Source organism: Streptomyces sp. NPDC037203 (assembly GCF_055605065.1).
This window is the reverse complement of record NZ_JBVJUC010000002.1, coordinates 767136-782251: the sequence shown is the minus strand read 5'-3', so window position 1 is coordinate 782251 and position 15116 is coordinate 767136. Positions and strand designations below refer to the sequence as shown.

The window sequence follows — 15116 nt, the reverse complement described above, 5'->3', positions numbered from 1 at the left end:
TCTCACACACCAGCCCGGCGTCTCGTCCGCCTCCAACAAGTGCAAAGATGGAGCCCGGCAGGACAGGGCCCCCACCGAAGGGCCGAAGCATCAAGCGGCCGGACACCAGCCGCCCGCCGGTCATCGGAGATCGGCGCAAGGCGCACATGCATGGAGGACGTGACGTGGCGAACGACGCCAGCACCGTTTTCGACCTAGTGATCCTCGGCGGTGGTAGCGGTGGTTACGCCGCGGCCCTGCGCGGGGCGCAGCTGGGCCTGGACGTCGCCCTGATCGAGAAGGACAAGGTCGGCGGCACCTGCCTGCACCGGGGCTGCATCCCCACCAAGGCCCTGCTGCACGCGGGCGAGATCGCCGACCAGGCCCGCGAGAGCGAGCAGTTCGGCGTCAAGGCCACCTTCGAGGGCATCGACGTACCGGCCGTGCACAAGTACAAGGACGGCGTGATCGCCGGCCTGTACAAGGGCCTCCAGGGTCTGATCGCGTCCCGCAAGGTGACGTACATCGAGGGCGAGGGCCGGCTGTCCTCCCCCACCTCCGTCGATGTGAACGGTCAGCGCATCCAGGGCCGCCACGTCCTGCTGGCGACCGGCTCCGTGCCGAAGTCGCTGCCGGGCCTGGAGATCGACGGCAACCGGATCATCTCCTCCGACCACGCCCTCGTCCTGGACCGCGTGCCCAAGTCCGCGATCATCCTCGGCGGCGGTGTCATCGGCGTCGAGTTCGCCTCCGCGTGGAAGTCCTTCGGCTCCGACGTGACCGTGATCGAGGGCCTCAAGCACCTCGTGCCGGTCGAGGACGAGAACTCCTCGAAGCTGCTGGAGCGCGCGTTCCGCAAGCGCGGGATCAAGTTCAACCTCGGCACCTTCTTCCAGAAGGCCGAGTACACCCAGGACGGCGTCAAGGTCACCCTCGCCGACGGCAAGGAGTTCGAGGCCGAGGTCCTCCTCGTCGCCGTCGGCCGCGGTCCGGTCTCCCAGGGCCTCGGCTACGAGGAGCAGGGTGTCGCCATGGACCGTGGCTACGTCCTGGTCGACGAGTACATGCGGACCAACGTCCCGACCATCTCCGCCGTCGGCGACCTGGTCCCGACCCTCCAGCTCGCGCACGTCGGCTTCGCCGAGGGCATCCTGGTGGCGGAGCGTCTGGCCGGTCTGAAGGTCGTCCCGATCGACTACGACGGTGTCCCGCGGGTGACGTACTGCCACCCCGAGGTCGCCTCCGTCGGCATCACCGAGGCCAAGGCCAAGGAGATCTACGGCGCGGACAAGGTCGTCGCTCTGAAGTACAACCTGGCGGGCAACGGCAAGAGCAAGATCCTGAACACCGCGGGCGAGATCAAGCTCGTCCAGGTGAAGGACGGTGCCGTGGTCGGCGTCCACATGGTCGGCGACCGCATGGGCGAGCAGGTCGGCGAGGCCCAGCTGATCTACAACTGGGAGGCGCTGCCGGCCGAGGTGGCCCAGCTCATCCACGCCCACCCGACGCAGAACGAGGCGATGGGCGAGGCCCACCTGGCCCTGGCCGGCAAGCCGCTGCACTCCCACGACTGAGCCCTCGGTCACGGGCGCGACGACACAGACTTCCGCAATTCGTAAGGAGCAACCGAAACCATGGCGGTTTCCGTAACCCTTCCGGCGCTCGGTGAGAGCGTCACCGAGGGCACCGTCACCCGTTGGCTGAAGGCCGAGGGTGAGCGCGTCGAGGCCGACGAGCCGCTGCTCGAGGTCTCGACCGACAAGGTCGACACCGAGATCCCCTCGCCCGTCTCCGGCGTGCTGGCGTCCATCAAGGTCGCCGAGGACGAGACCGTCGAGGTCGGTGCCGAGCTGGCCCTGATCGACGACGGCAGCGGCGCCCCCGCGGCTGCCCCGGCCCCCGCGGCCGAGCCCGCGCCGGCTCCGGCTCCGGCCGCCGAGGAGGCCCCCGCCGCCCCGGCGCCGGCCGCCGAGGCCCCCGCCGCTCCCGCCCCGGCCGCCGCCCCCGCCGGTGGCGCCCAGGGCACCGACGTGGTCCTGCCCGCGCTCGGCGAGTCCGTCACCGAGGGCACCGTCACCCGCTGGCTGAAGTCGGTCGGCGACTCCGTCGAGGCCGACGAGCCGCTGCTCGAGGTCTCCACGGACAAGGTCGACACCGAGATCCCGGCGCCTGCCTCCGGCGTGCTGCTGGAGATCGTGGTCGGCGAGGACGAGACCGCCGAGGTCGGCGCCAAGCTCGCCGTCATCGGCGCGCCGGGCGCGGCTCCGGCCGCCGCTCCGGCCCCGGCCGCCCCGGCCCCCGCCGCCGAGCCCACCCCGGCGCCCGCTCCGGCCGCCCCCGCGGCTCCGGCTCCGGCCGCCGCCCCGGCTCCGGCTCCGGCCCAGGCCGCCCCGGCGCAGCCCGCCGCTCCGGCCCCGGCTCCGGCGCCCGCGCCGGCTCCGGTCACCCCGGCCACCGCGCCGACCTCCCCGACCGCCACCCAGGCGACGGACGAGGGCGCGTACGTGACCCCGCTGGTGCGCAAGCTCGCCGCCGAGAACGGCGTCGACCTGGCCACCGTCAAGGGCACCGGCGTCGGCGGCCGTATCCGCAAGCAGGACGTCATCGCCGCCGCCGAGGCCGCGAAGGCGCCCGCCGCCGCTCCGGCTCCGGCCGCCGCGGCCGCGCCCGCCCCGGCCGCCAAGAAGGCCCCGGCGCTGGAGGCTTCCCCGCTGCGCGGCCAGACCGTCAAGATGCCCCGCATCCGCAAGGTCATCGGCGACAACATGGTCAAGGCGCTGCACGAGCAGGCCCAGCTGTCCTCGGTCGTCGAGGTCGACGTGACGCGCCTGATGCGGCTGCGCGCCGCCGCGAAGGACTCCTTCGCGGCGCGCGAGGGCGTCAAGCTCTCCCCGATGCCGTTCTTCGTCAAGGCCGCCGCGCAGGCGCTGAAGGCCCACCCGGTCATCAACGCCAAGATCAACGAGGCCGAGGGCACGATCACCTACTTCGACACCGAGAACGTCGGTATCGCGGTGGACTCCGAGAAGGGCCTGATGACCCCGGTCATCAAGCACGCCGGCGACCTCAACATCGCGGGCATCGCCAAGGCCACGGCGGAGCTGGCCGGCAAGGTCCGCGCCAACAAGATCACCCCGGACGAGCTGTCCGGTGCGACCTTCACCATCTCCAACACCGGTTCGCGCGGTGCCCTGTTCGACACGATCATCGTGCCGCCGGGCCAGGTCGCGATCCTCGGCATCGGTGCCACGGTCAAGCGTCCGGCCGTCATCGAGACCGAGGAGGGCACGGTCATCGGCGTCCGCGACATGACCTACCTGACCCTCTCCTACGACCACCGCCTGGTGGACGGCGCCGACGCGGCCCGCTACCTGACGGCGGTCAAGGCGATCCTGGAGGCGGGCGAGTTCGAGGTCGAGCTCGGCCTCTGACCCCGATCGGGGCTTTTGGCCTGATCAAGCGGTACGACACCCCGTCCGGAACGTTCCGGGCGGGGTGTTCGTGTTTGTCGTCCCGCCTGCCGTGTAAGCCTCGTCTCACCTGTACGGGAGCGCCCTCCGTACACGCTCCCGCCGACCGAACCCGCCGTATTGTCTAGAGGTCAGCCCCCTGGGAGGAGCCCTCATGACCGCGCCCGTAGTCCACTCGCTGCGCGAACAGATCCGCGAGCACATCGTGGAGGGGATCGTCAGCGGGCGCTGGCAGCCGGGCGAGCGCATCGTGGAGCGCCGTATCGCCACCGAACTGGAGGTCAGCCAGACCCCGGTGCGCGAGGCGCTGCGGGAGCTGGAGACGCTGCGGCTGATCGAGTCCGCGCCGAACAAGGGCGTCCGGGTCCGCAACCTCACCGCGGCCGACCTGGAGGAGAGCTACCCCGTCCGGGCTGGGCTGGAGGCCATCGCCGCCGAGCTGGCCGCCGACCGCCTGTCCGCCGACTGCTCGGCCCTGGAACCCCATGTGCTGGCCCTGTACGAGGCCGACCGGGCCGCCGACGGCACCGCACAGGTGCGGCACACCGTCGGCTTCCACCGCGAACTCGTGCGCGCCGCCGACAACTCGGTGCTGCTGCACACCTGGGAGGGCCTCGGCATCGAGGTCTTCACCGCCCTGTCGATCCGCTGGCTGGGCACCGTGCAGCAGTCGTACGCGGAGGAGCACGAGGAGCTGGTGCAGGCGTTCAAGCGCCGGGACCCGCGGATCGCGGAGCTGGTGAAGGCGCACGTGCTCGGCTGCGCCCCGCGCGCCTGACGCCCGGCTGATGCCCGCCTGACGCGACGCACCCGAGCGCAGCCCCGCTCACCTGCGATTTCTCTGATCAAAGTCGGCACCGGGTGCCCGGTTCCAAGGCACCCGGTGCCGACTTTCTTGGAATCGAGAGGTTTTGCCGGTCAACCCTTTGATCGATCATCGATCAGGGAGTTACAGTCACCGACGGACTTCCACCCGAGGTCCGCCTGCCCTGTCCTGCCAAAGACCAAGGGCACCCCCGAACCCTTACCGATGAGGGAACCCCCTTCGACTGAGGAAGGCGGCGACATGACCGACCCCCACGCCATCCAGCCGAGCGAGCTCGACCAGCTCCCGGACCGCGACCCCGAGGAGACCGCCGAATGGCAGGCCTCCCTGGACGCCGTGGCCAGGGAGGCAGGCCCGCATCGCGCCGCGTACCTGATGCGGCGCACGCTGGAGCGCGCCGAGGCGGGCGGCGTCGCGCTGCCGAAGCTGCTGGAGACGGACTACGTCAACACCATCCCCACCTCCGCGGAGCCGGCCCTGCCCGGCGACCCGGAGATGGAGGCCCGGATCACCGCCTGGAACCGCTGGAACGCGGCCGCGATGGTCACCCGCGGCAGCAAGCACGGCGTCGGCGGCCACATCGCCACCTTCGCCTCCGCGGCCTGGCTGTACGAGACCGGCTTCAACCACTTCTTCAAGGGCAAGGAGGGTGACGGGTCCGGCGACCAGCTGTACATCCAGGGCCACGCCTCCCCCGGCATCTACGCCCGCGCCTTCCTGGACGGCCGCCTGAACGAGGCGCAGCTGGACAACTTCCGCCAGGAGGCGGGCGGCGACGGCCTGCCGTCGTACCCGCACCCGCGCCGGCTGCCCTGGCTGTGGGAGTTCCCGACCGTCTCGATGGGCCTCGGCCCGCTGTCGGCGATCTACCAGGCGCGCTTCAACCGCTACCTCACCAACCGCGGCATCAAGGACGTCTCGGCCTCGCACGTATGGGCGTTCCTCGGCGACGGCGAGATGGACGAGCCGGAGTCCACGGCGGCCCTCGCGCTCGCCTCCCGCGAGGGTCTGGACAACCTGACCTTCGTCATCAACTGCAACCTCCAGCGCCTGGACGGCCCGGTCCGCGCCAACTTCAAGATCGTGCAGGAGCTGGAGGCCCAGTTCCGCGGCGCCGGCTGGAACGTCGTCAAGACGCTGTGGGGCACCGCCTGGGACGAGCTGTTCGCGCTCGACACCACGGGCGCGCTGGTCCGCCGGCTGCGCCAGGTACCGGACGCGCAGGTCCAGACGTACCAGACCCGCGACGCCGCCTACATCCGCCAGGACTTCTTCGGCGCCGACCCGGCGCTCGCGGAGATGGCGAAGCTGCTCAGCGACGACAAGATCCTGGAGTGCTTCCACCTCTCGCGCGGCGGTCACGAGGCGAGCAAGGTGTACGCCGCGTACAAGGCGGCCGTCGAGCACAAGGGCGCGCCGACCGTGATCCTGGCCCAGACGGTCAAGGGCCACACCCTGGGCGACGGCTTCGCGTCGAAGAACGCCAACCACCAGATGAAGAAGCTGACGGTGGACGAGTTCAAGACGATGCGGGACCTGCTCGAACTGCCGATCAAGGACAGCGACTTCGTGGACGGCGTGGTGCCTTACGGCCACCCCGGCGTCGACTCCCCCGAGGTCCGCTACCTCCAGGAGCGCCGCGCGGCCCTCGGCGGCCCGGCCCCGGCCCGTCGTACGCACCCGCTGGCCCCGCTGCCCGCCCCGGCCGAGAAGGCGTTCGCCTCCTTCGACAAGGGCTCCGGCACGCAGAACGTGGCGACCACGATGGCCTTCGTCCGCCTCGTCAAGGACCTGGTCCGCGACAAGGAGACGGGCAAGCGGTGGGTGCCGATCGTCCCGGACGAGGCGCGCACCTTCGGCATGGAGTCGCTGTTCCCGTCACTCGGGATCTACTCTCCCAAGGGCCAGACGTACGAGCCGGTCGACCGCGACCAGCTGATGTACTACAAGGAGGCCAAGAACGGCCAGATCCTCAACGAGGGGATCACCGAGGCCGGTTCGATGGCGGACTTCATCGCCGCGTCCACCGCGTACGCGACGCACGGCGAGGCGATGATCCCGTTCTACATCTTCTACTCGATGTTCGGCTGGCAGCGCACCGCCGACCAGATGTGGCAGCTCGGCGACCAGCTCGGCCGCGGCTTCCTCGTCGGCGCGACGGCCGGCCGCACGACGCTGACGGGCGAGGGCCTCCAGCACGCCGACGGCCACTCGCCGGTGATCGCCGCGACCAACCCGGCCGCGCTGTCGTACGACCCCGCGTTCGCGTACGAGATCGCGGTGATCGTCCGCGAGGGCCTGCGCCGGATGTACGGCGAGGCCAAGCCGGGCGAGGACCAGAACGTCTTCTACTACCTCACCGTCTACAACGAGCCGCTGCCGCAGCCCGCGAAGCCCGGTGTCCCCGGCGTCGACGAGGGCATCGTCAAGGGCCTGTACCGCTTCAACACCGCGGAGTCCGCGGGCGTGACGGTCCCGGCGAACGCCCCGCGCATCCAGCTGCTGGGTTCCGGTACGGCGATCCACTGGGCGCTCGACGCGCAGCGCCTGCTGGCCGAGGAGTGGGGTATCGCGGCCGACGTCTGGTCGGCGACGTCCTGGACCGAGCTGCGCCGCGACGCGCTGGAGGCCGACGCGGCCCTGCTGCGCGGCGAGGAGCGCGTGCCGTTCGTCCGCCAGGCGCTCCAGGGCGCCGAGGGCCCGGTCCTCGCGGTCTCCGACTACATGCGCCAGGTCCCGGACCAGATCGCGCAGTGGGTCGAGCAGGACTGGTCCTCGCTCGGCACCGACGGCTTCGGTCTCTCGGACACCCGTCCGGCCGCCCGCCGCCACTTCGGCGTGGACGCCGAGTCCATCGTGGTCGCCGCCCTCGCCCAGCTCGCCAAGCGCGGCGAGGTCAAGGCGACGGCGGTGAAGGAGGCGCGGGAGAAGTACGGCCTGTAAGCACCGCGGGCGATCAGGGAAAGGGGTACGGCAGGCTGCCGTACCCCTTCTCTGTCGGTGCCTCCCGGCATCATGGGGCCATGCGTGCGGCCCGGCTCATCAAGATGGTGCTCCTCCTCCAGACGCGGTCCTGTATGACCGCCGGCGAGCTGGCGCGGGAGCTGGAGGTGTCGGAGCGGACGGTGATGCGGGACGCGCAGGCGCTGTCGGAGGCGGGTGTGCCGGTGTACGCGGACCGGGGGCGCACCGGCGGGTACCGGCTGGTCGGCGGGTACCGGACGCGGCTGACGGGGCTGGCGCGCGGCGAGGCGGAGGCGCTGTTCCTCAGCGGGGTGCCGGGGGCGCTGCGGGAGATGGGGCTCGCGGACGCGGCGTCGGCGGCCCGGCTGAAGGTGGCGGCGGCGCTGCTGCCCTCCCTCCAGGACGCCCCCCGTACCGCGGCCCAGCGCTTCCACCTGGACGCGCCCGGCTGGTTCCGCGCGCCCGAGACGCCCGCGCTGCTGCCCGCGCTCGCCGAGGCGGTGTGGGACGACCGGTGCGTCACCGCCCGGTACCGGCGCGGGGACGGCGAGGTGGAGCGGCTGCTGGAGCCGTACGGGCTGGTGCTGAAGGCGGGCGCCTGGTACCTGTGCGCGCGGGTGCCGGACGCGGGGGCCTTGCGCACCTACCGCGTCGACCGGTTCGCCTCCGTGGCCGCGGCGGACCTCCGCTTCGAGCGCGACGAGGACTTCGACCTCCCCGGTTACTGGGCCGCCCAGGCCGAGCGGTTCGCGCGCTCGCTGCTGCGCGCCGAGGCCGTCGTACGGCTCTCCCCCGAGGGGGTGCGCCGGCTGCCGGACGCCGTCGGCCCGGCGGCCGCGCGGGAGGGGCTGGCCGGCGCCGGGGAGCCGGACGGGTCGGGATGGGTGGCGGTGACACTGCCGGTGGAGTCGGAGGAGGTGGCGTACGACCAGCTGACCGGGCTGGGGCCCGAGGTGGAGGTGCTGGCGCCGGGGAGCCTGCGGGAGCGGTTCGCACGGGACGCGGCGCGGCTCGCGGAACTGTACGGCGCGGGCTGACACGGCCGTCGTCATCCCGCGTGCGCCCCACCGGCGCAGGCCCGATGCTGGAGCGGTGATGGACGAGACGGAGTTCTGGGAGCTGGTCGACAGCACGCGCGAGGCCGCCGGGGGCGATCCCGAGGACCAGGCCGAGCTGCTGGTGGACCGGCTCACCCAACTGGACCCGGAGCAGGTCCTGGACTTCGCCCGTCATTTCGAGGCCCGCTACAACCGCGCCTACCGCTGGGACCTGTGGGGCGCCGCCGCGGTGCTCCTGGACGGTGCCGATGACGAGGCGTTCGACTTCTTCCGGTGCTGGCTGATCGGCCAGGGCCGGGAGGTCTTCGAGGGCGCCCTGCACGACCCGGACGCGCTGGCCGGGCTGCTGGGCGACTTCGACGAGGAGGTCGACGGCGACGCCGAGGAGCTGGGATACGCGGCCGACGAGGCGTACGAGCAGCTCACCGGCACCGTGGCGGCCGACCTCGGCCTTCCGCCGGCACCCGCGGAACCGGCGGGCACGCCGCTCGACCCGGAGGACGACGCGCTGCTCGCCCGCCTCTACCCGAGACTCTGGGAACGCTTCAGGGGCTGAGGGACGGCCGGGACGACGCCGGGGCGGGGCGGCTCGGCGGATGCGAGACGGGCGTGCTCGGCGGATGCGAGACGGGCGTGCTCGGCGGATGCGAGACGGGCGTGCCGGGCTGGTGTCGGGCGGGCGCGGACGTGCCCGGCGAGGGCGTGGCGGGCGGGTGTGCGGCGGGTCGGGTGGGTGTGAGGGGCCGGTTCGGCGTAAGGGGCCGGTGCCGGAGGGGGGCGCGGCCCTGGAGGCGGGCCGCGGTCTCCCTGATCTCGGGCAGCCGGGCGGTGAGGGCGGCGCCGGGGCAGTTGGTCATGAAGCCGTCGTCGTGACCGGCGATGGCGGGCAGCATGACGGTGGTGCCCGCGCGGAAGCGGCTGTGCCCGTTGCTGGAGACCAGCCGTACCCGCTCGCGCGGATCGATGTCGGCCAGGCCCAGTTTCCAGGCGGCGAGGGCCGCGATGGCGTCGGTCATGGCCCGCGGCACCGGCACCCCCGCGGTGAAGGTGCCGATCGCGGCGATCCCGGCGGTGCGGTGGTTGAAGCCCTGCGCGTGGGCACCGGTGACGGCCCGGTCGACACCGCCCGCGCGGCCCTCGTAGATCGTGCCGCAGCGGTCGACGAGGAAGTTGTAGCCGATGTCGTCCCACCGCCGGGCGCCGGTCTGGCCGGCGTACAGGCGGCGGATGATCTCGGGGGTGTCCGCGCACCGGTAGCCGTTGGGCGAGTCGGTGTGGTGCACGAAGACGGCGATCACCCTGTCGTCGTAACGCGGCGGCGGCTGGGAGTGCCCGGTGGCGCGGTCCAGCCAGGCGGAGCGCGGCACGATCAGGGGCCGCCCGGCGAGATGGGCGCCCGCGGTCCCCGGCAGGGCGGAGCGCAGGTCCAGCGCGGCGGGCCGGTCGGGCGGGATCACGGCGGACCGCTCCGCGCCGCGTGTGTACAGGGCGAGCGCGAGGACGGCCAGCAGACCGGGCAGGGAGCCCAGCAGCACCAGCAGCGGGCCGGGGACGATCCTCCTGGCCCTTCGGACGACGGACATGAGCCCACTGTCGAGCCGGCCGCCACTGCCCGCGATGTGCGCTGTGCCACCTGGCGGAACCAACGTCCCGGTCCGGGACGTTTCTGCGGGTAGCGGCACACGTGGCCGGTTCGCCGTCGGCGCCCGATCATGTACCTGTGACCCTTCAGCGGGCCCGGCCCGCCCGTGTGCGGGGTGCGAAGAGAAAGGCGGCTCCGTGGACCTCCTCGATCTGCTGCTGGTGCTGGTGATCCTCCTGTACGCCGCGTCCGGTTACCGGCGGGGCCTGGTGGCCGGGTGTGTCTCGCTGGCCGGGTTCGTCGGCGGCGCGGTCGTCGGCGTCTGGGCGCTGCCGTGGGTGACCGGCCAGGTGGACCGGGGCACGGCGACCGCCACGGTGCTCGCGGTGCTGACCGTGCTGGTGCCCGCCGCGGTGGGCCATGAACTGGCGGGCCGGCTCGCGCTGCGGCTGCGCGGCGGCCTGGACCGGGGTCCGCTGCGCGTGGTGGACGGCGTCGGGGGCGCGGCGGCCAACACGGTCGCGGTGCTGATCGTGGCCTGGGTGGCGGCGAGCGTGCTCAGCGCGGCCCCCTCGCCGGCCCTGACCACGGCGATCCGGGACTCCTCGCTGCTCGGCGCCGTGCAGCGGACGATGCCGGACACCACGCCCGCCTGGTTCTCGCGGGCCACCTCGGCGCTGACGGACGCGGGCTTCCCACAGGTCTTCAACCCGTTCGAGAACGAGTCGACGGCGCAGGTGCCGCGTCCCACCGGGGACAGCGTGACGGCGGCCGCGACGAACGCCGCCAAGGCGAGCACGGTCAAGATCGAGGGGGTCTCGGGCAGCGAGGGCCGGGAGGGCAGCGGGTTCGTGTACGCGCCGGGGCGGGTGATGACCAACGCGCACGTGGTGGCGGGCATCGCCCGGCCGAGCGTGCGGGTGGGCGGGGTCGGCCCGGTCTACCCGGCGCGGGTGGTGCTGTTCGACCCCGACCGGGATGTCGCGGTGCTGTACGTGCCGGGGCTCGACGCTCCGGTGCTGCGCTTCGACACCGGCGCCTCGCGCGGGGACTCCGCGGTGGTGGCGGGCTATCCGCAGGACGGCAGCCTGAATCTCCAGGCGGCGACCGTGGGGAACCTGGTGCGGGCGACCGGGCAGAACATCTACAGCGACGGCGCGGTCACCCGCGAGATCTACTCGATCCGCTCCACGGTCCGGCCGGGCAACTCCGGCGGGCCGCTGCTGACGACGGACGGGCGGGTGTTCGGGGTGGTGTTCGCCCGCTCCACCTCGGACGCCGAGACGGGATATGTGCTGACGGCGTCCGAGGTGGCCTCGGACGCCCGGCGGGGGGCCACCGCGACGGCGGCGGTGGACACGGGCGCGCTGGTGGGCTGAGCGGGCGGTGCGGGGCGCGGCGCCGTCACAGGGCGCGGCCCATGCAGATGTCGTCGACGTACGCGCCGTCGAGGAGGAACTCGCCCGGCAGGACGCCCTCGACGGCGAAGCCCTCGGCCTCGTAGAGCTTCCTGGCCGGGGTGTTGTGGCCGAGCACGCGCAGGGTGAGGCGGCGGGCGCCGCGGGCGCGGGCCTCGGTGACGGCGGCCCGGATCAGCGCCCGCCCCAGGCCCCGGCCGCGGGCCTCCTCGGCGACCACGAATCCCTGGATCGTGAGGACATGGGCGTGGGTGGGGAGCGGGATCGTCTGGGCGAGGCGGACGTAGCCGGCGACGCGGCCGTCCAGCTCGGCGAGGAGGAAGTCGCCGGGGTGGTGGCGCTCGTCGAAGACCGGCGGGTACGGCGGCTCGGGGCGGGGCATCACCGCGTGCAGGGTGGACCAGGTGTCGCGTTCGAGGCGGCCGAGGGCCTCCTCGTCGGCGAGCGTGGCGGGGCGTATGTGCGGCTCGGGCATGGGGGCCACCTTAAGCGGGGCGGTGCGGGGGACCCAGCGGGTTTCCGTGTCCCGTGCTCCCGGCGCGCGCGGGCGCTTCGTGGTGGCGCGCGAGGGCGCTGTGCGGCGCACGGAACGGATGTGACCGTATGCGACCTCCATGCGACCGTGCTCTGTCGATGCGCGACTCCTTACGACCGATCACGGCCCTGATACTCGACGCGAACTCGCGTATCGCTGAAGCCGGTTGGGGGCACAACGTCTCCACCGACCGCTCAGCGCAACCACAGGAGGGGCCTCGTGCTTGAGCCCGCGAACCAGGTGGACGTCGTCATCGTGGGGGCCGGCATCGCCGGTCTCTCGGCGGCCCACCGGCTCACCAGCGCAGGAGTAACGACCGCGGTCCTGGAGGCCGCCTCGTGTGTCGGCGGCCGCATGTCGACGGAGAAGGTCGACGGTTTCCGGCTCGACCGCATCGGACAGCTGCTGTCCACGGCGTATCCCGAGCTCCGGCTGACGCCTGGGCTGGACTCCCTGGTCCTGCGGCCCTTCGCGCCGGGCGTGCTGCTGCACCGCGACGGGCGCACCCACCGGGCGGGCGCGCCGGCGAGCGGGGGAAGCGCGAGGGGCGCACTCCATGCGGTGCGCGCCCTGGCGAGCGCCCCCAGGGGGGTGGCGGCGCCGCCCGGCCGGGGCGCCCCGGTGGGCGGCGCGATGGACCAGGCGCGGCTGGGCGCGGCGCTGAACCGGATCGCCGCGATGCCGGTCGAGCGGCTCCTCGCCCGGCCGGAGCTGCCCGCCGCGCAGGCCCTCGCGGCCCGCGGGGTGCCGGCCCGCACGATCGAGGGGTTCCTGCGGCCGCTGCTCGCCGCGCTGCTGTGCGACCCGGAGCTGACGACGTCCAGCAGGTGCGCCGACCTGGCGCTGCGGGCGTTCGCGGGCGGGCGGCTGTGCGTGCCGGAGGGCGGTGCGGACATGCTGCCGGAGCTGCTGGCGCGGGCGCTGCCGCCGGGCACCGTGCACACCGGGGTGCGGGCCACCTCGGTGTCCACGACGTCGGTGACCACGGCGGAGCACGGGGAGATCCGCTGCCGTGCGGTGCTGCTGGCGACCGACGCGCGCTCGGCGGCGGAGCTGCTGCCGGGGCTCAGGGTGCCCCGGTTCCACCCGGTGACGGTGGTCCACCACACCACGGACGAGTCGGCGGGTGCGTTCTCCACCGGCGCCTCGCTGCTGCTGGACGCGGACCGGGGCGGGCCGGTGGCGCACACGTCGGTGCTCAGCAACGTGGACCCGAGCCGGGCGCCGGAGGGCCGGGTGCTCATCTCCTCGACGGTGCTCGGCACCCCGCCGGAGGGGGTGGACACCGCGGTCCGCATCCACCTCTCCCGCCTCTACGGCACCTCCACGCGCCGCTGGGAGACGCTGGCCGTGCACCACACCCCGGAGGCGGTCCCGGTCATGCGGCCCCCGCACGACCTGCGCCGTCCGGTGCGGCTCCTCGCCGGCCTCTACGTCTGCGGCGACCACCGCGGCACCAGCACCCTCCAGGGCGCCCTGCACTCCGCCCACCGCGCCGCCCGGTCCATCCTCTCGGACCTCGGCGCCGCGGGTTCCCTGCACAGCGCCGACCCGGCCCGGACGATGCCGAGGGCCGCCTGACACCCCGGCGGTGCCGGGCGCCGTCGCGGCGGGCTTCGTTTCGGCCCCGGCGAACGGCCGGACCGGCCCGGCACCGCCGACCACCACCGTGGCCACCGTCGGGCTCAGTTCAGGGCCGCCACCTTCTCGTGGTACGTCCGGACCGGGGCCGCGTCCTTGTAGGGCTCCAGGCGGCGTTCGAAGTCGCGGATGTACTCGATGGCCCGCGCGCTGCGCATGTCCGCCGCCTGGGCCGCGGCCTCGGTGGCCAGCGCGCACGCCTGGTCGAGTTCGCCGAGGCCGAGGCGGGCCGTGGCGAGGACGACCCGGCAGAACAGCCGACTGCGGGCGTACGCGGGCGCGCGCAACTGGAGGGAACGCTCCGCGTGTTGCGCGGCCGCCCGGAACTGCTGGAGATCCCGGTAGCAGTGCCCCAGCTCGTCCGCGAGCTGCGCCTCGTCGAAGAACCGTGCCCAGTACGGCACGTCGTCCCCCGGCCGAGCCGCCTCCAGCGCCCGCTCGGCCCGCGCCAGCGCGGCCGTGCACGCCCGCACCTCCCCCAGCACGCCGTGTGCCCGCGCCTCCGCCGCGTGCAGCAGCGACTGCACGGCCGGCGGTCCCCCGGTGCCGATCCCCTGCTGGGCGACCCGCGCGAGCTGCACCGCCTCCCGGCCGTGCCCGAGGTACACCGCCTGCCTGCTCATCGTGACCAGCACGAAGGAGCCGTACGGCCGGTCCCCCGCCGCCTGCGCGAGCCGCAGCGCCTGCACGAAGTACCGCTGGGCCAGCCCGTGCGCCGCGATGTCGTACGACGTCCAGCCCGCCAGCCGGGTCAGGTCCGCCGCCGCCGAGAACAGCCGGCGCCCGGTGTGCTCGTCGTAGCTGCCGCGCAGCATCGGCTCGCACTCGTGCTCCAGGTAGCGCACCAGCGCCTGCCGTGCGTGTCCGCCGCCGAAGCGGTCGTCCAGGGTGCGGAACAGCTCGCCCACCGAGCGCAGCGCGGCGATGTCGCCCCCGCCGACCCGGTGTCCGGGGACCCGCTCCAGGGGTCCGCGCGTCCGGGGCCGGCCGGCCGGGGGCCGCGGCACGCCCGGCCGGCCCTGGGCGGGCACCCGCGGCGCCGGCTCCCTGGCCACCCGTTCGTCGGGCTTGCCGATCAGCCAGTCCCGGCTCGGCACCACGAGTCCCGCCGGGGTGAACGCGATCTTGCGCAGTTCGGCGTGGCTGCCGGAGTCCTTGCGCCACAGCCCGCTGACGATGTCCACGGCCTCCTGCGGGGTGGCCGCGAACTCCAGCCCGGCGTACACCGGCGCGCACGCGTCCAGGCCGAGGTCCTGGGCGGAGAGCCGGCGTCCGAGCCGGCGGGTGAACACCTCGGCGATCAGCGCGGGCGTCGTCCCCCTCGGCTGCTGGCCGCGCAGCCAGCGGGTGACGGAGGTCTTGTCGTATCTGAGATCCAGCCCGTGTTCGAGGCCGAGCTGGTCGACGCGCCGGGCCAGACCCGCGTTGGAGAACCCCGCCTCTGCGATGAGCGCGGCGAGCTGACGGTTGGGGGTGCGCTGCGCGGGTCGGTCCGTCATCGGTGGTGCGGTCTCCTGCCTCCGGGCCTCGTTACGTGCCGGGATTGCCTGTGAGCAGCCCTTTTGGCCTCATGAACGGCGCGAATGTAGCGGAGAGTGAGCACCCGCTCTGATACTTCAGCTTTCATTCATCCGATCGTGTGA

The 15116-nt window shown here is 73.5% G+C and carries 10 protein-coding genes and 1 pseudogene; 8 read left to right on the top strand and 3 right to left on the bottom strand.

Features of this window, described 5'->3' with window-relative positions; genetic code table 11:
* Nucleotides 1–164 precede the first annotated feature (164 nt).
* The 6 genes from lpdA to ACZ7EC_RS07970 all read left to right on the top strand — a co-directional run bounded on the left by lpdA (nucleotide 165) and on the right by ACZ7EC_RS07970 (nucleotide 8853).
* Complete coding sequence (gene lpdA, locus ACZ7EC_RS07995) at nucleotides 165–1553, top strand: dihydrolipoyl dehydrogenase (protein ID WP_471059285.1); 1389 nt, start codon at nucleotides 165–167, stop codon at nucleotides 1551–1553.
* Nucleotides 1554–1613: 60 nt separating this feature from the next.
* Nucleotides 1614–3410, top strand: coding sequence for a 2-oxoglutarate dehydrogenase, E2 component, dihydrolipoamide succinyltransferase (gene sucB, locus ACZ7EC_RS07990; RefSeq protein WP_471059283.1), 1797 nt, complete (start codon nucleotides 1614–1616; stop codon nucleotides 3408–3410).
* A gap of 193 nt (nucleotides 3411–3603) precedes the next feature.
* Nucleotides 3604–4227, top strand: coding sequence for a GntR family transcriptional regulator (locus ACZ7EC_RS07985; protein ID WP_471059281.1), 624 nt, complete (start codon nucleotides 3604–3606; stop codon nucleotides 4225–4227).
* A 288-nt stretch (nucleotides 4228–4515) separates the two neighbouring features.
* Nucleotides 4516–7218 (top strand): pyruvate dehydrogenase (acetyl-transferring), homodimeric type, encoded by a 2703-nt coding sequence (gene aceE, locus ACZ7EC_RS07980; protein ID WP_471059279.1) that lies wholly within the window; start codon nucleotides 4516–4518, stop codon nucleotides 7216–7218.
* Nucleotides 7219–7298: 80 nt separating this feature from the next.
* Complete coding sequence (locus tag ACZ7EC_RS07975) at nucleotides 7299–8276, top strand: helix-turn-helix transcriptional regulator (RefSeq protein ID WP_471059277.1); 978 nt, start codon at nucleotides 7299–7301, stop codon at nucleotides 8274–8276.
* Between the two features lie 58 nt (nucleotides 8277–8334).
* Complete coding sequence (locus ACZ7EC_RS07970) at nucleotides 8335–8853, top strand: DUF4240 domain-containing protein (protein ID WP_471059275.1); 519 nt, start codon at nucleotides 8335–8337, stop codon at nucleotides 8851–8853.
* A gap of 223 nt (nucleotides 8854–9076) precedes the next feature.
* Here ACZ7EC_RS07970 and ACZ7EC_RS07965 read toward each other — a convergent pair.
* A pseudogene (locus ACZ7EC_RS07965) lies at nucleotides 9077–9880 on the bottom strand (peptidoglycan recognition protein family protein); the annotation flags it as partial.
* Between the two features lie 196 nt (nucleotides 9881–10076).
* On the opposite strand from ACZ7EC_RS07965, the gene ACZ7EC_RS07960 reads away from it, so the two are divergent.
* Complete coding sequence (locus ACZ7EC_RS07960) at nucleotides 10077–11258, top strand: MarP family serine protease (RefSeq protein WP_471059273.1); 1182 nt, start codon at nucleotides 10077–10079, stop codon at nucleotides 11256–11258.
* A 25-nt stretch (nucleotides 11259–11283) separates the two neighbouring features.
* Here ACZ7EC_RS07960 and ACZ7EC_RS07955 read toward each other — a convergent pair whose 3' ends face one another.
* A complete protein-coding gene (locus tag ACZ7EC_RS07955) occupies nucleotides 11284–11772 on the bottom strand; it encodes a GNAT family N-acetyltransferase (RefSeq protein ID WP_471059271.1) in 489 nt (162 codons plus the stop codon).
* A 279-nt stretch (nucleotides 11773–12051) separates the two neighbouring features.
* On the opposite strand from ACZ7EC_RS07955, the gene ACZ7EC_RS07950 reads away from it, so the two are divergent.
* Nucleotides 12052–13413, top strand: a complete 1362-nt coding sequence (locus ACZ7EC_RS07950; protein WP_471059269.1) for an NAD(P)/FAD-dependent oxidoreductase — start codon at nucleotides 12052–12054, stop codon at nucleotides 13411–13413.
* Nucleotides 13414–13517: 104 nt separating this feature from the next.
* Here ACZ7EC_RS07950 and ACZ7EC_RS07945 read toward each other — a convergent pair whose 3' ends face one another.
* Entirely contained in the window at nucleotides 13518–14972 is a 1455-nt protein-coding gene (locus ACZ7EC_RS07945; protein WP_471059267.1) for a regulator, read from the bottom strand.
* Nucleotides 14973–15116: the final 144 nt, after the last annotated feature.

Bases quoted from the DNA above. Each gene is read 5' to 3' on its own strand.
- sucB (WP_471059283.1), top strand. From the start codon at position 1,614: ATGGCGGTTTCCGTAACCCTTCCGGCGCTCGGTGAGAGCGTCACCGAG.
- ACZ7EC_RS07985 (WP_471059281.1), top strand. From the start codon at position 3,604: ATGACCGCGCCCGTAGTCCACTCGCTGCGCGAACAGATCCGCGAGCAC.
- aceE (WP_471059279.1), top strand. From the start codon at position 4,516: ATGACCGACCCCCACGCCATCCAGCCGAGCGAGCTCGACCAGCTCCCG.
- ACZ7EC_RS07975 (WP_471059277.1), top strand. From the start codon at position 7,299: ATGCGTGCGGCCCGGCTCATCAAGATGGTGCTCCTCCTCCAGACGCGG.
- ACZ7EC_RS07970 (WP_471059275.1), top strand. From the start codon at position 8,335: ATGGACGAGACGGAGTTCTGGGAGCTGGTCGACAGCACGCGCGAGGCC.
- ACZ7EC_RS07955 (WP_471059271.1), bottom strand. From the start codon at position 11,772: ATGCCCGAGCCGCACATACGCCCCGCCACGCTCGCCGACGAGGAGGCC.
- ACZ7EC_RS07945 (WP_471059267.1), bottom strand. From the start codon at position 14,972: ATGACGGACCGACCCGCGCAGCGCACCCCCAACCGTCAGCTCGCCGCG.